Source organism: Candidatus Aeolococcus gillhamiae, assembly GCF_016464765.1.
Classification (GTDB): Bacteria; Chloroflexota; Dormibacteria; order Aeolococcales; family Aeolococcaceae; genus Aeolococcus; species Aeolococcus gillhamiae.
On sequence record NZ_JAEKNS010000063.1, the window covers coordinates 16,295 to 33,472 of the forward strand.

A 17,178-nucleotide genomic window follows, 5' to 3' on the forward strand; every position below is an offset into this window, starting at 1 on the left:
CAGTGGCCGTGTGCTGGCCGACCCAGGCGTCAGTTCCCTCTACCTGCACATCCCGTACTGTGAGAGGAAGTGCGAGTACTGCGACTTCGTGTCCGTGGCCGGCGCGCGAGGCCAGCATGAGTACATCGCCGCGCTGCGTGCGGAGGTCCGCGGTCTTGCCATGGTGCTGGGCGGCCAGCCGCTGCGCACCGTGTTCGTGGGGGGCGGGACGCCCGGGCTGCTCGACCTGACCCTGATGAGGGAGTTGATGGCCGAGGTGCTCGGCGGGTTCGACATCGTGCCCGACGCGGAGATCACGCTTGAGGTCAACCCGTCGAGCTCGTCGGCGCAGCGGGCGCGGGCGTGGCGCACCGCCGGATTCAACCGGGTCAGCGTCGGTGTGCAGAGCACCCACGCCGACATCCTCGCCTTCCTCGGCCGGGTTCACGATGCCGACCGAGCGCTCGCGGCTGTGCGCGAGGTGCGCGCGGCCGGCTTCGACAACGTCAGCGCCGACCTCATCTACGCGGTGCCGGGGCTCGACGACGCGCGCTGGACCGAGTCCCTGAAGCGCGTCGTCGAAGCCGGTCCCGACCACATCTCCTGTTACGAGCTCACCGTCGAGAGCGGCACCCCGCTGCACCGCTCGGTCGCTGAGGGACGGGTGCGTGTCGTCGATCCAGAGATCGCTCTCCGCCAACACCGCATCGCGGTGGAGACACTCGAGCGCGCCGGCTACGCCCAGTACGAGGTGAGCAATTTCGCGCGCGACCGCCGGCAGTGCGCGCACAACCTGGTGTACTGGCGCAACGGCCACTACGCGGCAGCCGGCGTCGGCGCCCACGGCCACCTCCCTGCGACGCTCGCTCCGGCATTCGGGCTCGAGGCCGGGCCCGGCGCACTCGCCTTCCGCTACGAGCACGGCCGCGACATCCGCGCCTACGTCGCCGACCGCGCGGCGGAGCCGCTGACGCTCCGCAGCCTGGAGTGGGTCGATGCCGGCATGCGCAGCGAGGAGTCGATCATGCTCGGCCTACGCCTGCGTGAGGGCGTGCGCCTGGAGGGCGATGGAGTCATCAGCGAGGCGCGCGAGCTCGCCGCTGCGGGCCTTCTCGAGCTGAACGGAGCGCGGGCCACCGTCACCTCGCGCGGCGAGGATGTGCTCAACCAGGTGGCGCTGCGGCTCGCCACGCACGGGGCCTGACCGTCGCTTTCGCTGGCGCGGCTGTGGTGCCGCTGTAACGCGCTGACCGACGGGTCGGGCCACCGCCGACAGCGCGGTCACGATGTATCCGCGGCACTGGAAGTCTGGCGCGGAATTGATCACGATTGCCGCCAATGAGCCGCCTTCCCGTCCATCAGCCGCCGCCGCCGCTGGTCATCGCCGAGCTTCTGCGCGCCGGGTTGTCGCTGTCGACGGCCACGGCGATGGAGCCGTGGAAGGCACGCGAGGTGCTCGAGCTGCTGCGCGCGTCGCTGCGCAACGATCCCCGACTCGAGCCAGTCGCGCCTGCCCGTGGTACCATTTAGCACTCGACCGTAAGGAGTGCTAATCAACCCGCCGGAGCGGGCGTCGGCGAAGGAGAGCGCGTTGGAGACACCCGTCCCCATCCCGCTGGACGCGCGAAAGCAGCAGATCCTCAAGGCGGTGGTCGCCGACTACACCCGCACCGGCATCCCGGTCGGCTCCCACGCCCTGGCGATCCACCTGGCTTCGTGGTCGTCGGCGACGATCCGCAACGACCTGGCCAACCTCGTCGACGTCGGCTACCTGCTCCAGCCCCACACCTCGGCGGGGCGGGTGCCATCGGACCTCGGGTACCGCTACTACGTCGACTTCCTCATGGAGGAAGAACTGGTGCCGGTGGCGGTGCGCCGCCAGATGGATCCCTTCTTTGCGCAGCTGACCGGCGGCCTGGAGGAGACGCTCGAGGTTGCCGCGCGCGCGCTGGCGCTGGCCACCGACGCGGTCAGCATGGTCACCGGGCCACGCGCGCTCGGCGCCCGGCTCAAGCACCTGGACCTCATCTCCCTAGAGCCGCGTCACGTGCTGGTGCTCGTGGTGCTCGAGGGCAACCTCATCCGCCAGCAGCCGATCGCGCTGAGCCGCGATGCCGTGCAGGGCGAGCTCAGCGGGCTGGCGCAGCGCCTCAATGCTGCGCTGGAGGGTGCGGACTCGCGGCAGGTGGCGAGCATCTCCGCCGGCGCGGAACCGGCCGGTTCACTGTGGGCGGAGATCGCTGCGGCGATCGCGGGGCTGATGGAGTCCGTCGACTCTGGCCAGGACACACTGGTGGTGCACGACGGGGTGCGCAACCTGCTCCACCAGCCCGAGTTCGGCGACGTGGGGCGTTTCCAGGAGGTGCTCGACCTGCTCGAGGAGGAACGCGTCCTAGGGGAGATGCTCGCGGCCATCGAAACCGGCCACGGCACCCAGATCATGATCGGTCGCGAGACCGGGCTTGAACAGCTGCGCCAATGCAGCCTGGTCATGACTACGTACCGGGTCGACAAGCAGCGCTGGGGCACGCTCGGCGTGCTGGGGCCGACGCGCATGCAGTACTCCCAGGTCGCGCCGCGCGTCCGCTATGTCGCCACCCGTGTCGGCGACTCGCTGAGCCGCGCGCTGCGATGAGCCCCGAGGACATAGAGCAAGAGCCATCGGTGCCGCGCGCTGACGACGGCGACATGGATGCCGACGTCGCCGTCGAGGCGGCGCCGTCGGCATCCACTGCCGAACCCGACGAGCGCTACCTGCGTCTTGCCGCGGACTTCGAGAACTTCCGCCGGCGCAAGACCCAGGAGCTGGCCAATCGCTCGCGCTACGCGAGTGAGGACGCGGCGCGGGCGCTCCTGCCCGTGCTCGACAACCTGCGCCGCGCTGTGGCGCACGCCGCCGAGGCCGGCACCGAGGACTTCTTCGTGAGCGGCCTGGAGCTGGTGGTTCGCGAGTTCGAGGCGGCCCTGGAGAAGCTCGGCGTTGTGCCCATCGACGCCGTGGGACAGCCGTTCGATCCATCTCTGCATGAGGCGATCAGCAGCGTCGGGGGCGGCGACGTCGACGTTGACACTGTGGTCGACGAGGTACAACGCGGCTACAGGTTGCACGACCGGGTGCTGCGCCCTGCGCTGGTGCGCGTCGCCCATCCTGCCACCACGGGACGGGCGTAGTGGCCACCGTCAAGCGGGACTACTACGAGGTGCTCGGGGTCGAGCGCACCTGCACGGCAGCGGAGTTGAAGACCGCGTACCGCAAGCTGGCGATGCAGTTCCACCCCGATCGCAACCAGGGCGACAGGCAGGCCGAGGAGCGCTTCAAGGAGGTGGGCGAGGCGTACTCAGTGCTGAGCGACCCGCAGAAGCGGCAACGGTACGACACCTTCGGGCACTCCGCCAATGGGATGCCCGACCTCGGTGGCTTCTCCTTCGACTCCGCATTCGACCTCTTCGACATGTTCTTCGGCGGGGGCGGTCGTCGCCGCCAGACCGGTCCGCAGCCGGGCGCGGACCTGCGCATGAACGTCGAGATCACCTTCGAGGAGTCGGTGTTCGGCGCCAGCCGCACCGTCGAGGTCCCGCGCAGGGGGTCCTGCACGGACTGCAACGGCAGCGGCGCCGCGACGGGGACTCAGGCCACACAGTGCCCGGACTGCGGCGGCAGCGGACAGGTGCGCCGCAGCGTGCAGAGCATCTTCGGGCAGATGGTCAACGTCAGTGCCTGTCCGCGCTGCCGTGGTGAGGGACGCATCGTCGAGCAGCCGTGCCCGACCTGCCGCGGGCAGGGCCGGGTGGACGAGCGCCAGAAGCTCGACATCACCATCCCTGCTGGAGTCGACGAGGATGTCACTCTCCGCTACGCCGGCCAGGGCGAGGCCGGACCGCGTGGTGGGTCACGTGGTGACCTCTACGTCGGGTTCCGCATCGCTGCACACCCTCACCTGGTTCGGCGCGGCCAGGACCTCCTCTACGAGCTGGCGATCAGCGTTCCCCAGGCCGTGCTCGGCGACCGCATCACCGTGCCCACCGTCAATGGGGAGCACGAGGTGGACGTGCCCGCCGGGACGCAGCACGGCAAGGTGGTGAAGATCTCCGGGATGGGCGTGCCGCACGTCCGCAGTGGCCGCCGCGGTGACCAGCTCTGCGTCGTGCACATCGCGGTGCCGACGCATCTCACCGGAGCGCAGCGCGAGCTGTACGAGCAGCTTGGCCAGCGCGAGGGAAGGCCCGCTGACGTGCGCAAGGGGTTCTTCGACTCCCTCAAGGACGCCCTGCGCGGCTGATTTGCTACCCCGGCGGCCAGCTCATCGCTCGTCCGCCGAGCAGGTGGAGATGGAGGTGGCTGACGCTCTGGCCCGCGTCGCGGCCGACGTTGGTGACGATGCGATACCCGCTCTCGACGATCCCCTCCGCCGCGGCCAGCTGCTGGCTGACATGCAGAAGCCTCGCCCACACCGGGTCCTGGACAGCGCTCAGCTCTGCTGCCGAGACGATGTGCTCGCGAGGCACCACCAGGATGTGAGTCGGCGCCTGCGGGTTGATGTCGCGGAAGGCGATCACCAGCTCGTCCTGGTGCACGAAGCTGGCGGAGACCTCCCCGGCGGCGATGGAGCAGAAGAGGCAAGCGGTCACCGGTCCACAACCCGAGCGCGAAGAACGTCGCCGTCGACGGCCTCGACCTCCACGGTGGCCATGCCGCCCGCCCTCGCGCCGGGCGTGGCGCTCGCCACCACGCTGAGGTAGGTCGCGCTCACCCCGTGGGCAAGGCCACCGTCAACCCGATCCCAGACGACCTCCTGACGGGAACCGACCGCCCTGGCACGACGTGCATGGCCGGTCGCGGCGGCCGTACGGCGCACGTCGGCGCTCCGTCGCCGTGCCGAGGCCTCGTCGATGCGATCCCCGCGGAGCGCCGCGGGCGTGTCATCCCGGGGCGAATAGCGGAAGGTGTGGGCGGCGAGCATCTCTGTCTCCTCGAGCAGGGCAAGCGTGTCGGCGTGGTCTGCCTCGGTCTCCCCCGGGAAGGCAACCATGACGTCGGTGGTGAACTCCGTGTCTGCGTCGAGCCGGCGAAGCGCGGCGCACACCCGCAGATACTGGTCGCGCCGGTACCCGCGATGCATGGCGCGGAGAACGGTGTCGCTGCCACTCTGCAGCGGCATGTGCCAGTGTGAGCAGAGTTGCGAGTGGGCGTTGAGGTCGACCAGCTCGGCGGTGATGTCGTTGGTGTTGACGCTGCTGAGCCGGATCCGCGCGCGAGTGCCGACGTCGTCGAGCAGGATGCGCACCAGCTGCGCGAGGCTGCTGCCGTGGGCACGACCGTAGGCACCGAGGTCCACCCCGGTGAGCACGAGCTCGCCGTGCCCGCTGTTCACCGCCGCAGCCACGCGTGCGCGGATGTCGGCTCTGGGCAGCGACCGCGACGCACCCCGCGCCCGCCAGACCGAGCAGTACGTGCAGCGATGGTTGCAGCCGTCCTGCACCTTGATGAACGCGCGGCTGCGCAGCGGCGCGACTGTGGGATTGGCGGCCACCGAATCGCGCCCGGCGGCCATTGCGAGCACGTGCAGCGCGATGCGGTCCTTGGTGGCGTTGGCGAAGACGGCGTCGACGCCGGCGGGGAGCACCGCCGGCCCCCTGTCGTCACCGCGCAGGTAGATCTGCGGATTGCCGTCGACGCTGCACCCGGTCACCACGATGTGTGCGTCGGGATCGGCGCGGCGCAATCGCCGCAGTCGCTGGCGGCTGGTGGCATCGGCGGCGACGGTCACCGTGCAGGTGTTGAGCACCCGGACATCGGCTGGATCCTCCTCGGCAACAACCTCGCAGCCGGCGGCTGCGAGCCGCCCGGCGAGGTCGGCCATCTCGGCGTAGTTCACCTTGCACCCCAGTGCCGTGACCGAGACCCGCAACGGCATGAGGTGGTTCATGGCGCGGGCGCTGCGGCAACGGCGTCGGCGAGGTCGCCGCTGCGAGCGAGCAGGAGCGCACACCCGACCGCCGACGCGTAGCGGGTGCGCAGGATCCGCGCACCCATGTGCACGGTCTGCGCACCCGCCTGCCGCAATGTCTCCAGGTCGCCGGCCCCGAAGCCACCCTCGGGTCCGACGCACAGAGCCAACGGGCTGTCGCTGTCGACGTCGAGCGCCGCAAGCGACTGTTCAGCGTCGAATGTGCAGGCGAGCACGCGTGTTCCGTTGTCGAGCGCCGCGAGCGCGTCCGCGAGTGCGACGGGGGAGTGCACCCGCGGGATCGAGCCGCGCCCGGCCAGCTGCGCCGACTCGGTGGCGACGGCCTGCCAGCGGTGCACGCGGTTGGGGATCCGATCTCCCGGCGCGCGGGTCACCACCCGCTCGGTGATGACCGGGCGGATCTCCGCCGCGCCAACCTCGACGAGCAGGTCGACGCAGTCCTCCATGCGCTCGCGCGGCAGCGCCTGGACCACGGTGATGCGCAGTGTCGGCTCGCCGGTGACGGGCCTCGTCCAGCTGACCTCGCCCTCGATGCGCTCCGGGCGCACGCTGCGCAGCAGGACGCCGTGCTCGCGGTTGAGGTCGTCGACGACCACGATCGAGTCGCCGCTGTGCATGCGCAGCGAGCGCGCGATGTGGTTGGCCACCGCGCCCTCCATCACCAGGCCGTCGCCGGCGATGTCGCCGCCGTTGACGAAGAACCTCTGGGGCATCGGGCTATTCTCCGCGCCCGCGGTCACCCCGCGAGGAGGTCGAGACGCACCCGGCGCCGCAGGTTGTCGGGGTTGAGGTCGACGAGCACCACCCGTTGCCAGGTCCCCAGGGCCAGCTGACCGCCCACCACGGGGATGGTCACCGACGGGCTGACCAGGGCGGGCACGAGGTGATCCGCTCCATGACCGCTGCTGCCGTGCCGGTGCGAGTAGCGATCGTCGCGGGGCAGCAGCCTCTCCAGCGCGGCCACGAGGTCGGCCTCGGAACCGCTGCCGCTCTCCATCAGCGCCAGTCCGGCGGTGGCATGGAGCGCGAGGATGGAGAGCAGCCCATCGCCCTCGTCACGGACGAAGTCCTCGACGTCGTCGGTGATGTCGACGACCTGCGCTCGGCTGGTGTCGACAGCGAGCTGCGTGGATCGCACTGTGCTGACGGTAGCATCCGCGCGCAATGACGGAGACACGGGTCGCCGCGCCGGACGGGGCGGAGCTTGCGGTCACCGTCATAGGAGATGGGCCACCGTTGCTCCTCATTCCCGGCCTGGGTGCCACTCGCGTCGTCTTCGATCCGATCGTGGCGCTGTTGGCGCCGCGGTTTCGCGTCGCTGTCTACGACCAGCGCGGCATCGGTGCGTCCCAGCTGAGCCCGGGGCCATACAGCACCGCACAGCTTGGCGATGACGCTGCCGCCGTGCTCGACGGCCTGGAGATCGACCAGGCAACCGTCCTGGGCGCGTCCTTCGGCGGGATGGTCGCCCAGCAGCTGGTGGTGCGCCATCCGGACCGGGTGGCGACCCTCCTCCTCGCTGCCACCGGTCCGGGGGGCGCGCACCTCGTGCGCGAGCCGGATCCCTCGTCCATCGACGCGCTCCTGGGCAAGGGCGCGCGAACCCCGGCCGACGCGTACCGGATCGCCTGCACGGTCCTCTACTCTGGCTCTTTCCAGGAGGAGCACGCCGACTTCATCGAGCAGCAGGTGCGCGATCGGGCCGGTCGGCCCGTCGCCGCGCGCGCCTTCCAGGCGCAGCTCGCCGCGTCGCGGGGTCACGACGTCTGGGAGCAGCTGCGCTGGATCGCGGCGCCCACCATGGTGATGCACGGCAGCGAGGACGCGGTGATGCCGCTGGCCAATGCAGAGGCGCTCGCCGCGCGCGTCCCCCGCGCCGTCCTCGATGTCTTCGACGGAGCCGGGCACCTCTTCTTCCACGAGCAACCCGAACGCACCGCGCAGGCCGTCGACGCCTTCGCGGCCGCACACGGATGAGCGCCGGTGGCTAGTCCGAGTCCCTCACGCGTCCTCGCTGGGGACGTCGACGGCGGCGGCCTCGTCCACGGCAGCGCCGTGCTCCTCGCCCTCGGCGCCGTTGGCGCGACGCCGGTTCGCCTCCTGCACGGCCGCGATCTGTGCAGGAGCGGTGGCGGTGGCCGTGGTCTCGCGGATCACCGTCACCTTGATCATCCCCGGATACTGCATCTCGTTCTCGATCTCGCGAGCGATCTCCGTGCTCAACTCGGCAACCTGGGCGTCCTTCACCTGCTTGGCACGCACGAAGATGCGCACCTCACGCCCCGCCTGCAGCGGGAACGCGCGCTCCACGCCGGAGTGACGCGTGGCGATGGTCTGCAGCTGCTCGAGACGAGCGAGATAGGTCGCCAAGGTGTCGCGACGCGCGCCTGGCCGGGAGGCGCTGATCGCGTCTGCGCAGATGGTGAGCATGGCGAGGTCGGTGGACGGCTCCTCGTCGAAGTGATGCGCCTTGACAGCGTGGATGATCCCGGGGTCGGCGCCGAGGACGCGGAGCACCTCGCCCCCGATGATGGCGTGCGAGCCCTCGACGTCGTGGTCGACCGCCTTGCCGATGTCGTGGAGCATCCCCGCCTCGCGCGCCACCGTCTGCGACATGCCCAGCTCGGCGGCGAGCACGCCGCAGATGTGCCCGGTCTCCTCGCAGTGGAGCAGCGCGTTCTGCCCGTAGGAGAAACGGTAGTGGAGGGTGCCCATGAGCTCCGCCAGCTCCGGCCGTCCCTCCATCTGCATCTCCCACAGCGCCTGCTCGCCGAGCTGACGAACCCTGCTGGAGAGCGATCCGCGAGTACGCACCAGGAGCGGCGGCACGTCGGCCGCCTGCAGCTTGCGGTCGACCACCTCCAGCGCCGCCTGCCGGGCCACCTCACGACCGATGGGATCCATACCCCGCAGCGTCGCCTGGGCGCGGTCTTCGTCGACGCCGAGCTCCATGCCGGTGTCGTCGGCGATCACCGACAGGGCGCTGAGCAGCCGCTCCCTGCCGTGCTCGTCGAGCTCCTCGAGGGAGAGCGGCGCGGCTCGCGCGACGCCGTCGGCGTGGCCGCTCAACTGCCGCTCCATCGCCTCGACGATGAGCATGCGCGCCGCCGGCTCGGTGTCGCCGACGCGCTCGGCGAGCGTCGCCTCGACCCGCGCCCCATGTTCGCCGGCGAGGTCGTTGTCGACCCGTTCCAGGACCAGCCTCGTGGCCGTGTCGCGGTCGAGGTCGGCGACGCGCTCGAACGTCGCCGCCACCTCCGCTCGCGCGGCGGCCACGGCGGCGATGCGCTCGTCGATCTCCTCCCGGCGCTTCTTGTGGAGATGGCGACGGTCGTCGAACACCGCACGCCGGTCGCGGTAGATGCGCTCACGCTCCTCGATGAGCGCCTCGGTGGCCTCGACCGCCTGCTGGCGCACCAGCACCTCCTCGCGGACCGCCTCGCGCGACGCCAGGGCCTGCTCGCGGGCCTGCGCGATCATGCGGTCCGCCTCGGACCGGGCTCGCGCTGCTGCCGACGGGTCGTCGGCGACCGGGCCGGGGCCGGCGGCGCGGGGCGCAGAGCGACCGAGCACGATCAGCGCAGCGACGCCGATCGCGGCGGCAAGCACGATGGCGGCGACCAGGACCAGGACCACGGCTCGAGTGTACGGGGCAGGCAGACGGCCGCCTCCTGCGGCTGCGGGCTCATCCGCCCGGCGGAGGCTCGTACGGGTCGGCCACCTCGCCGACCAGCTCGCGCGAGAAGAGGAGGGCCGCGGGCGGCAGAGTGCGTCGCCGGTCCCAGACCAGGGCCATGGTGCGGGCAATGGGCGGATCGCGCAGAGGGATGACGTTGACCCGCCCCGACGCGGACGGCAGTGGCATCGGCATCAGGGTGATCCCCAGCCCGGCCTCGACCAGGCCCTGGACGATGCTGAAGTCATCCCCCTCGTAGGCCACCTTGGTGGTGAGCCCCTGGGCGGCGAAGGCGTCGTCGATGATTTTGCGCAGCCCGCTGCGCGAGCGGGGCAGGATGAGCGGCTCGTCGCCGAGGTCGCTCAGAGCGGCGGAGGTGCGTCCGGACAGACGGTGCCCGAGGGGCACGACCACGGCCACGCGCTCCCGGAACAGCGGGACGGTCTCGAGGTCCGGTGTGTTGACCGGCGGGGGGCCCAGGATGCCGAGATCGAAGTCACCGGCCAGAACCCCGCTGGCCACCTCGGCGGTGGTGCCCTCCTCGAGGATGAAGCGCACGCCGGGATGGGCCTGGAGGAAGCGCGCCAGCTTCTGCGGCAGCCACCTCGCGCCGACGGTGTGGAGGAAGCCGACCCGGACCTCCCCGGACTCGGCGGACACCGCGCCCTCGGCGTCGGCCACGGCTTCGCGCAGGTCGCTGAGCAGGCGCTCGGCGCGGCCCACGAACCGTTTCCCAGCCTGGGTCAGACGGATGGAACGACCGATCCGTTCGAACAGCGGAACCCCGATCTCCTGCTCGAGGCGGGCGATCTTGCGGCTGACCGTTGATGGATCCGCCTGCAATGCTTCGGACGCCCTGCCCAGGTGTTCGACCCGGGCGACCTCCAGGAAGGTCCTCAGGGAGTCGGCATTGATGCGATCCATGCATCAATTCGATCCGAAAAGTGCTCTTGATGTCAACGCTGGCGGCCGATAATCTTGAGTTCAGTGGTGACCGAAACGTCTACAGAACCGTTGTCACGGCCTGCGGCGCCAACCCGAGGAGATTGAATTGTTGATTGAGAATGCGACCCAGGAGGTCCATGACGCACGCCAGCGTCATCACCGGGAGATGATCGAGCGCACCCGCCTGCGCCGACTCGTCGAGCGCGTCGACGAGGTGATCAGCGCCTGCGAGGAGATTCACCTCCAGAGCATCAAGGAGACCCCGGCCGACCTCAAATCGCGTGCCGAGGACGTCTTCAGCTTCGCACGCAGCGCAGTCTCGAAGACCGGTGACCGCGAGGCGCTGGCCGCAGTCGAGGAGGCGATCAACCGCCGCCAGATCAAGATCACCGAGATCATGGACATCCTCTGGACCATCCAGGAGATCGTCTTCGACCTGATGCTGCCGTGGCGCACCGAGCTCCCCGAGGATGTCGAGCCCGAGGGACCGATCAGTGGCGCCCCCGACTGGAGGCGCTGGACCGCCGTCGCCTGAGCGGCTGGTGAGTGACTGTCAGCTCTGCTCGGTGCTGCGTCCCTCGTCGCAGACGGTCCGGTACTCGCAGCGCGTGCAGTTCCACGCGGACGGATGCGGCGGGAAGTCACCGTCCCGCCAAGCTGCGGCCATGTCCTTGGCCGTGACCGAGAGGAACCGGTAGGACGTTTCCAGCTGCTCCCGGGTGAATGCCACGCGCGTCACCTCGGCGGTCTGGAGGTGGTGGAGTTCGACAGCAACGTCGTCGCTGTGCTCCCGGCGTGAGACGGCGACCGCATAGGCGCGCACCTGGATATCGCGGCGCAGACGCTCCTCGTCGCGCGGCGGTCCCGTCTTGTAGTCGACCACGGTCACGGCTCCGTTGCCATTGCTGTCGAGGCGATCCCAGCGACCATGCACGTCGGCGTGGTCGAGCGCCAGGGTGAAGTTCTCCTCGACGGCCGTGACCGACGCGTGCTGCCAGGCGCTCCCTTCGACATAGCGACGCAGCTGCTGCTCGCCCAGCTCGCGCAACTCCGGGTGGCTCCCCTTGGGTCCGCGCGTGGCCACCCACGCGTCGTTCCAGATGGCCGCCACGCGGTCCGCGTCGACCACCTCGCCGGCGTTGCGTCGCATCGCAGCGTTCTGGAGGACGGTGTGCATGAGCGTCCCGTACCAGCTCTGCAGCGAGTCGCGCACCGGAAGCCTGTAGCGGTGCCGGTACTCGAAGCGGCGCGGGCACTGCTTGAAGACACGAATGTCAGAAACTCCCACCGAGAGACGTTCACCGGACCGACCCCCTGAAGCCCGGGCGGGGCGCGGGTGCAACGGCGCGGCCGCCGGGACCTCGCGCAGCCACGCGTCCCCGCGGCCGGCGACCGCGCCGAGGAACGGCGAGGGCACCTCGTCCTTGAAGCTTCGCGGGTAGCGGCGCGCACGCGCCAGCACGAGGCGATCGCGCGCGCGCGTCAGCGCGACATAGAACAGCCGGCGCTCCTCGTCGATGACGGCATCGCCGTCTGGGGGCAGCTCGGGGACCAACGCTGCTGGTAGTGCCAACGTCGAAGGAGACACGGTCCAGCGTCCCGGCCAGCGTGACTCGACGCAGCCGGAGAGGATCACCACCGGCCACTCCAGGCCCTTGGCCGAGTGGGCGGTGAGCAGCATGACCCCGTCGTCGACGGCGTCGATGGTGGCCAGCTCGTCGGCGTTGCGGCTGTTGCGCAGCACCTCAAGGTAGCGCAGTGCCGTAGCCAGGCGGTGGTCGTCGCTCCAGTCGGCGAAGGCCTCCAGCAACTCGCCGAACTTGTTGAGGTTGGCGCCGGTCTGCATGCGCGCCAGCTCACTCTGCTGGTCGAGCAGCCCGAGGAAATTACTTCGCTCCAGCGCCTCGTAGAAGATCTCGCGGACGTCCTCACGGGCGGTCATGGCATGCAGCGCCGCGACGTCGGCCACGCAGCGCGCGGCTCCCGCGGCGTCTTGCTCGTCGAGCGCCGACGCCGCCACGGTGCCGAGAAGACCCGGCAGTGGCGCGTCGTGGTCGCTGCACAGCTGCACCAGCGCGAGCCTTCCGCGGTTGCTCACCGTCCATGACGGCAGCTGCAGGCAGCGAAGAAGCGCCTGCGTGTCGGCGGGGTCGGCGGCGGCGCTGAGCAGAGCGAGGAGATCCTTGATCTCCGGCTGGGTGAAGAAGCCACGGCCACCCTGCACCTGGTAGGGCACGCTCACCTCGCGAAGGGCGCCGATCGCAGCCCGCATGTCGGCGTGGCGGCGAAACAGCCACGCGATGTCGGCGGCGCGTGTCCCACTCTCGATGAGTCGCCGGCATTCGGCCGCCACGCCAAGAACCTCGCTGCGCTCGTCGGGCGCCTCCCACAGCTCCACGGCGTCACCCGCGGCGCGCTCCGCGGTGAGCCTCTTGGCGATGCGCGACGTGGGATCGGCGACAGAGATGACCGCGCCCGCCGCGCCGACGATGGCCGGCGTGCTGCGGTAGTTGTGCGAGAGCACGACCTTGGCGTGCTCGGGGTAGGTGCGCGAGAACCTATCGAGGTTGGCCAGGCTGGCGCCGCGGAACTTGTAGATGGCCTGGTCGTCGTCGGCCACGACGAGGATGTTACGGTGTGACGCGACCAGCGTTTCCACCAGTCGCGCCTGCGCGTAGTTGGTGTCCTGGTACTCGTCGACCATGACGTACTCGATCGAATCGCACAGTGCATGGCGCGGTGCGTCATGCTCGCGCAGCAACTGCTCGGCGCGCAGGATGGTGTCGTCGTGGTCGAGCACGGCGCAGCGGAGGTAGCGCTCATCGAGCGCCGCGTAGACGGCGGCGATCTCCTCATGCCGCTGCAGCAGTGCGCGCGCCGCGGGGTCGTCGTCGGCGGCCAGCGCCGCGGTCGCCCACTCCGCGTAGCGCTCCGGTGTGACCAGCTCCTGCTTGGCCTTGCCGATGACGTCGAGGATGGAGTCGACGAGGTCGTGGGGCCGCACCGGATTCCAGAGCGTGCGCGGCCGCAGCGACGCCAGCACGGCCTCGAGATGCAGCCAGCGCTCCGCCTCGTCGGCGATACGGAAGGCCGGAGAGATGCCCGCCAGCCAGCCCCACGCGCGCACCACCCGGCCGGCGAAGGAGTGGTAGTTGCTCAGCGGCGGCTCACCGGCGAACGGCCCGTGCGCAGCCTCGGCACGCGAGCGCATCTCCGCCGCAGCCTTGCGCGTGTAGGTGAGCACCAACTGCGCGGAGGCAGCCACGCCCTCGCTGTCCAGCGCGAGGAAGCGCTCCACGATCACCCGCGTCTTGCCGCTGCCGGGGCCGGCCAGGACCAGGCACGGCCCGGTCCGGTGGGCGACGGCGTCCTGCTGGTCGCGGTCGAGCGGGACGGAGGGCATCGATCCTCGAGCGTTTCCGAACGGATGTACGATTCGCGTTAGCGTAGCACCAGGCCCGCGCCGCCTGGACCGTCCGTTGCTCGGCGCGCCGTTGGCGCGAAGATCGCGGCATGACCTCCGTCCTCCTCGACCGCGACGGCGACGTGCTGGTGGTGACCATCAGTCGTCCCGAGGTACGCAACGCCATCGACCGCACCACCGCGGACGCGCTCGTCGCCGCCTTCGGGGACTTCGATGCGGACGCGACGCTCTCGACCGCGGTGCTCACCGGCGCCGGCGGCGGCTTCTGCGCCGGGGCCGACCTGCGCGCCGTCGGCATGCGCACCGAGGAGGAGGGGGATGCGCCGTTGGGGGTCTCGCGGATGCTGCTCGGCAAGCCGGTGATCGCCGCCGTCGAGGGCCACGCAGTCGCCGGCGGTCTCGAGCTGGCGTTGTGGTGCGACCTGCGCGTGGCCGCGATGGGGGCGGTGTTCGGCGTCTACTGCCGGCGCTTCGGTGTCCCTCTGATGGACGGCGGCACGATTCGTCTGCCCCGACTCGTCGGCCAGGGCTGCGCGCTGGACATGATCCTCACCGGCCGGCCCGTCGACGCCGAGGAGGCGCTGCGCATCGGCCTCGCGAATCGCCTCGTTCCCACGGGCGACGCACTGCCGGCGTCGCTGACCCTCGCGCACGAGCTGGCCGCGCTGCCGCAGACGTGCCTGCGCAGCGACCGCATGTCGGTGCACGAGCAGTGGTCGCTCAGCACCGCCGATGCGCTCCTCAACGAGACCCGCCGCGGCCTCGCGGTCATCGCCAGCGGCGAGACAGCGCAGGGCGCGGAGAGGTTCGCGCGAGGTGACGGCCGTCACGGGACGCCGATCCCGTAGAGGAACGGCGGAGACCGGTATCCCTCCCGATGTGGCAGCGTGGAGGCGTGCAGTCACTCGATCAACGGACGTATCGCGCCCTCTTCGTCGTGCCGGGGTTTCGCCGCCTCTGCGCGGCGTCGCTCTTTGCCCGAACGGGCGCGAGCATGCAGGCGTCTTCCTGTCGGCCTGTTGCTGGGGATAGTCGCGGTCAGCTCCCTGACCAACCCCCTGAGCAACTCCGGCACGCGATCCCTGTTCCCGATCATGTGCCGCGTCCGTTGTGGGAGCGCGCCAACGCCGTCGACAGTGGCGGCTACGTGGTGGCATCGATCGCCGGCCCGGCGGTGGCGGGTTTGCTGGTCGGGCTCGCCGGCGTCCAGGTCGCTTTGCTGGCCACCGCCGCCCTGTACCTGGCCGGCGCGGCGGTTCTGCTGGCCATGAGGGAACCGGAGCTCGAGTGCGCCACCACAACCTCGCTGGGGCGCGACGCGCTCGCCGGACTGCGCTTACTTCTTTCGCAATCGCGAGCTGCGCGGCCTCGCACTCGTGACGTCCATCTCCAACATCTCGTTCGGCATCCTCAGCGTGGGCATGCCGGTGTGGCTGCTGAGCCACCTCCACACCGGCGACGGCAGCATCGGGATCATGTACGCGGTGACTGGCGTCACCGGTCTCTGCGCGGGCCTGGTGGCCGGCCGTCTGAGGTCGGAGGGCTGCGAAGCCCGGTTCGTGGTGGCTGGTTGCGGGCCGCGCCTTCGCGATCGCGGTTGTCGTCAACCTGGTTGCCGCAGTCGCCGCCGTGCTCACGCTCCGCCCGCGCGTTCGTGGCCCGGGCGGCCTGACCCCGGCGCTGAGTACAATTGCAGTGCAACAGCCAGATTCCTGACGTATTCCTGCTGCCCGGGCTGGGCGGCCCGAAGGAGGTGATTCCGACTCGTGTCGGAGGTCAAAGTCCGCGAGGGCGAGACCTTTGAGAGCGCTCTGCGACGCTTCAACAAGAAGATCAAGCAGAACGGCGTCCTCTCCGAGGTCCGCAGACGCGAGCACTACGAAAAGCCCTCGGTCCGTCGCAAGCGCAAGCTTGTTGCCGCCAAGAAGCGCCGCGCCAAGGCGGGCTGATTCACTGTCGTCCACGGCTTCACGCGCATGTGCGTGGAGCCGTGCTGCGCTCTGGCCAGCTCGTTCAGCCCATCGCATGAGAGTGACCATCGGTCGCGCCGACAGTGTGACCCTCGCGGCGCAGCGCGAGGCGATTCGTTGTGCCCGTCTCGGCCCCTTGCTGCGACGCTGCGGCGATGCGCTGCGGGTTGGCTCGCGAGCCAACCTCGCGGTCAGGCTCACCGATGACACAGAGCTCACGGAGCTCAGTGCGCGCTTCCTCGGCGTCGCCGCCCCCACTGACGTGCTCGCCTTCCCATCGGACGAACGCGACCGCGTTGGCGACATTGCCATCAGCGTCGAGCGCGCCCTGGCCCAGGGCAATGGCGACGGCCCCGCCGAGCTTCGCCTCCTGGTGGTTCATGGGCTGCTCCACTGTCTGGGCCACGACCACGCCGGAGCCGCTGAGGCCGCAGCCATGACCGCCGCGACACGACGGCTCCTGCCCCACCAGACAGTTGCCGCGCTGGTTCCGGCGAACGGCTGAGTGTCAGCGCTGGTCATCGGCCTGGGCAATCCCGGCGGCGAATATCGCGGCACCCGCCACAACGCCGGCTGGTTGGCGCTCGACCAACTGGAGTCGCGCGGGCGATTCGGGCGCGAGCGCCGGGAGGGGCCGGCCAAGGTGCGAGAGGGGGCCGTCGACGGCTATGAGGTGGTCACCGCGCGGCCGCAGACCTACATGAATGTCTCTGGGCGGGCTGCGGTTCACCTGCTGCGCAAGTACGGACTCCCCGCCGAGGACCTCATCGTCGTGCACGACGAGGTCGACCTTCCGCTCGGTCGGATCAGGTTGAAGCGCGGCGGCGGAGCCGCCGGTCAGAAGGGGGTGCTTTCGATCGCCGACTCGCTGCGCACCCAGGACTTCATGCGGGTGCGCATCGGTGTGTCGAGACCGCCGGACCGGGATCAGATGATCGATTACGTGCTCGACCGATTCACGCCCGAGGAGCGCGAGCGGCTGGCCGCCATCCTGCCCCGTGCGGCCGATGCCGTGATGGCGCTGGTGCGCGACGGTTTGGAGAGTGCGATGACCGAGTACAACCGTGCCCCTGACAACTGACCTGGCCACACTGAGCGCGCGGCTTGCAGGCGTTAGCGCGCTGCGCTCGCTTCGCGATCTCGCGCGCGGCAGGGTCGGCGGCGTGCCCGCCGGCGCCATCGCGCTGATCGCCTGGTGGCTGCGCGAGGTGAACG

The 17,178-nt window shown here is 70.3% G+C and carries 19 protein-coding genes; 11 read left to right on the forward strand and 8 right to left on the reverse strand.

Annotated features, from left to right (window positions below):
- Positions 1–10 precede the first annotated feature (10 nt).
- The 5 genes from hemW to dnaJ all read left to right on the forward strand — a co-directional run bounded on the left by hemW (position 11) and on the right by dnaJ (position 4,259).
- Positions 11–1,183, forward strand: a complete 1,173-nt coding sequence (hemW, locus tag JF886_RS05640; protein WP_337310439.1) for a radical SAM family heme chaperone HemW — start codon at positions 11–13, stop codon at positions 1,181–1,183.
- A gap of 134 nt (positions 1,184–1,317) precedes the next feature.
- A complete protein-coding gene (locus JF886_RS05645) occupies positions 1,318–1,509 on the forward strand; it encodes a hypothetical protein (RefSeq protein ID WP_337310441.1) in 192 nt (63 codons plus the stop codon).
- Positions 1,510–1,570: 61 nt separating this feature from the next.
- Positions 1,571–2,614: a heat-inducible transcriptional repressor HrcA gene (hrcA, locus tag JF886_RS05650; protein WP_337310443.1), complete on the forward strand. Its 1,044-nt coding sequence runs from the start codon at positions 1,571–1,573 to the stop codon at positions 2,612–2,614.
- Positions 2,615–2,643: 29 nt separating this feature from the next.
- Positions 2,644–3,150 (forward strand): nucleotide exchange factor GrpE, encoded by a 507-nt coding sequence (grpE, locus tag JF886_RS05655; protein WP_337310445.1) that lies wholly within the window; start codon positions 2,644–2,646, stop codon positions 3,148–3,150.
- Entirely contained in the window at positions 3,150–4,259 is a 1,110-nt protein-coding gene (gene dnaJ / locus JF886_RS05660) for a molecular chaperone DnaJ (protein ID WP_337310447.1), read from the forward strand. The genes grpE and dnaJ overlap by 1 nt, the downstream gene beginning before the upstream one ends.
- Before the next feature lie 4 nt (positions 4,260–4,263).
- On the opposite strand, the gene JF886_RS05665 is transcribed toward dnaJ, so the two are convergent.
- From JF886_RS05665 to JF886_RS05680, 4 genes are read right to left on the reverse strand one after another with little or no spacing between them, the layout of a single operon-like run.
- Positions 4,264–4,608: a histidine triad nucleotide-binding protein gene (locus JF886_RS05665; protein ID WP_337310448.1), complete on the reverse strand. Its 345-nt coding sequence runs from the start codon at positions 4,606–4,608 to the stop codon at positions 4,264–4,266.
- A complete protein-coding gene (locus tag JF886_RS05670; protein WP_337310450.1) occupies positions 4,605–5,894 on the reverse strand; it encodes a MiaB/RimO family radical SAM methylthiotransferase in 1,290 nt (429 codons plus the stop codon). The genes JF886_RS05665 and JF886_RS05670 overlap by 4 nt, the downstream gene beginning before the upstream one ends.
- An 8-nt stretch (positions 5,895–5,902) precedes the next feature.
- On the reverse strand, positions 5,903–6,661 hold the full coding sequence (locus JF886_RS05675) for an RsmE family RNA methyltransferase (protein WP_337310452.1): 759 nt from the start codon (positions 6,659–6,661) through the stop codon (positions 5,903–5,905).
- A 23-nt stretch (positions 6,662–6,684) separates the two neighbouring features.
- The gene (locus JF886_RS05680; RefSeq protein ID WP_337310454.1) at positions 6,685–7,086 is read right to left on the reverse strand and encodes a secondary thiamine-phosphate synthase enzyme YjbQ; all 402 of its coding nucleotides are present in this window, start codon (positions 7,084–7,086) and stop codon (positions 6,685–6,687) included.
- A gap of 26 nt (positions 7,087–7,112) precedes the next feature.
- Here JF886_RS05680 and JF886_RS05685 point away from each other — a divergent pair, with 26 nt between their 5' ends.
- Positions 7,113–7,925, forward strand: a complete 813-nt coding sequence (locus JF886_RS05685; protein ID WP_337310456.1) for an alpha/beta fold hydrolase — start codon at positions 7,113–7,115, stop codon at positions 7,923–7,925.
- A 24-nt stretch (positions 7,926–7,949) separates the two neighbouring features.
- Here the strand turns inward: JF886_RS05685 and JF886_RS05690 are convergent, their stop codons facing one another.
- Complete coding sequence (locus tag JF886_RS05690; protein ID WP_337310458.1) at positions 7,950–9,584, reverse strand: Rnase Y domain-containing protein; 1,635 nt, start codon at positions 9,582–9,584, stop codon at positions 7,950–7,952.
- Positions 9,585–9,633: 49 nt separating this feature from the next.
- A complete protein-coding gene (locus JF886_RS05695; RefSeq protein WP_337310459.1) occupies positions 9,634–10,548 on the reverse strand; it encodes a LysR substrate-binding domain-containing protein in 915 nt (304 codons plus the stop codon).
- A gap of 130 nt (positions 10,549–10,678) precedes the next feature.
- Here JF886_RS05695 and JF886_RS05700 point away from each other — a divergent pair, with 130 nt between their 5' ends.
- Positions 10,679–11,104, forward strand: a complete 426-nt coding sequence (locus JF886_RS05700) for a hypothetical protein (RefSeq protein ID WP_337310461.1) — start codon at positions 10,679–10,681, stop codon at positions 11,102–11,104.
- 18 nt (positions 11,105–11,122) lie between these two features.
- Here JF886_RS05700 and JF886_RS05705 read toward each other — a convergent pair whose 3' ends face one another.
- Positions 11,123–13,972 (reverse strand): ATP-dependent helicase, encoded by a 2,850-nt coding sequence (locus tag JF886_RS05705; RefSeq protein ID WP_337310462.1) that lies wholly within the window; start codon positions 13,970–13,972, stop codon positions 11,123–11,125.
- Between the two features lie 110 nt (positions 13,973–14,082).
- Between JF886_RS05705 and JF886_RS05710 the strand changes: the two genes are divergently transcribed.
- Positions 14,083–14,841, forward strand: a complete 759-nt coding sequence (locus JF886_RS05710; RefSeq protein ID WP_337310465.1) for a crotonase/enoyl-CoA hydratase family protein — start codon at positions 14,083–14,085, stop codon at positions 14,839–14,841.
- A 295-nt stretch (positions 14,842–15,136) separates the two neighbouring features.
- On the opposite strand, the gene JF886_RS05715 is transcribed toward JF886_RS05710, so the two are convergent.
- A complete protein-coding gene (locus tag JF886_RS05715) occupies positions 15,137–15,262 on the reverse strand; it encodes a hypothetical protein (protein ID WP_337310467.1) in 126 nt (41 codons plus the stop codon).
- Between the two features lie 497 nt (positions 15,263–15,759).
- On the opposite strand from JF886_RS05715, the gene rpsU reads away from it, so the two are divergent.
- The 3 genes from rpsU to pth all read left to right on the forward strand — a co-directional run bounded on the left by rpsU (position 15,760) and on the right by pth (position 17,044).
- Positions 15,760–15,942 carry a 30S ribosomal protein S21 gene (gene rpsU, locus JF886_RS05720; protein WP_337310469.1) on the forward strand — a complete coding sequence of 61 codons (183 nt, stop codon included), beginning with the start codon at positions 15,760–15,762 and terminating at the stop codon, positions 15,940–15,942.
- Between the two features lie 82 nt (positions 15,943–16,024).
- Positions 16,025–16,468: an rRNA maturation RNase YbeY gene (gene ybeY, locus JF886_RS05725; RefSeq protein ID WP_337310471.1), complete on the forward strand. Its 444-nt coding sequence runs from the start codon at positions 16,025–16,027 to the stop codon at positions 16,466–16,468.
- Positions 16,469–17,044, forward strand: a complete 576-nt coding sequence (pth, locus tag JF886_RS05730) for an aminoacyl-tRNA hydrolase (RefSeq protein ID WP_337310473.1) — start codon at positions 16,469–16,471, stop codon at positions 17,042–17,044.
- The last annotated feature ends 134 nt before the right edge of the window (positions 17,045–17,178 follow it).

Coding starts and splice junctions, on each gene's coding strand:
- JF886_RS05685 (WP_337310456.1), top strand. CDS start 7,113: ATGACGGAGACACGGGTCGCCGCGCCGGACGGGGCGGAGCTTGCGGTC.
- JF886_RS05675 (WP_337310452.1), bottom strand. CDS start 6,661: ATGCCCCAGAGGTTCTTCGTCAACGGCGGCGACATCGCCGGCGACGGC.
- JF886_RS05715 (WP_337310467.1), bottom strand. CDS start 15,262: ATGGCCAGCAGAACCGCCGCGCCGGCCAGGTACAGGGCGGCGGTGGCC.
- JF886_RS05670 (WP_337310450.1), bottom strand. CDS start 5,894: ATGCCGTTGCGGGTCTCGGTCACGGCACTGGGGTGCAAGGTGAACTAC.
- JF886_RS05705 (WP_337310462.1), bottom strand. CDS start 13,972: ATGCCCTCCGTCCCGCTCGACCGCGACCAGCAGGACGCCGTCGCCCAC.
- JF886_RS05645 (WP_337310441.1), top strand. CDS start 1,318: ATGAGCCGCCTTCCCGTCCATCAGCCGCCGCCGCCGCTGGTCATCGCC.
- JF886_RS05695 (WP_337310459.1), bottom strand. CDS start 10,548: ATGGATCGCATCAATGCCGACTCCCTGAGGACCTTCCTGGAGGTCGCC.
- JF886_RS05710 (WP_337310465.1), top strand. CDS start 14,083: ATGACCTCCGTCCTCCTCGACCGCGACGGCGACGTGCTGGTGGTGACC.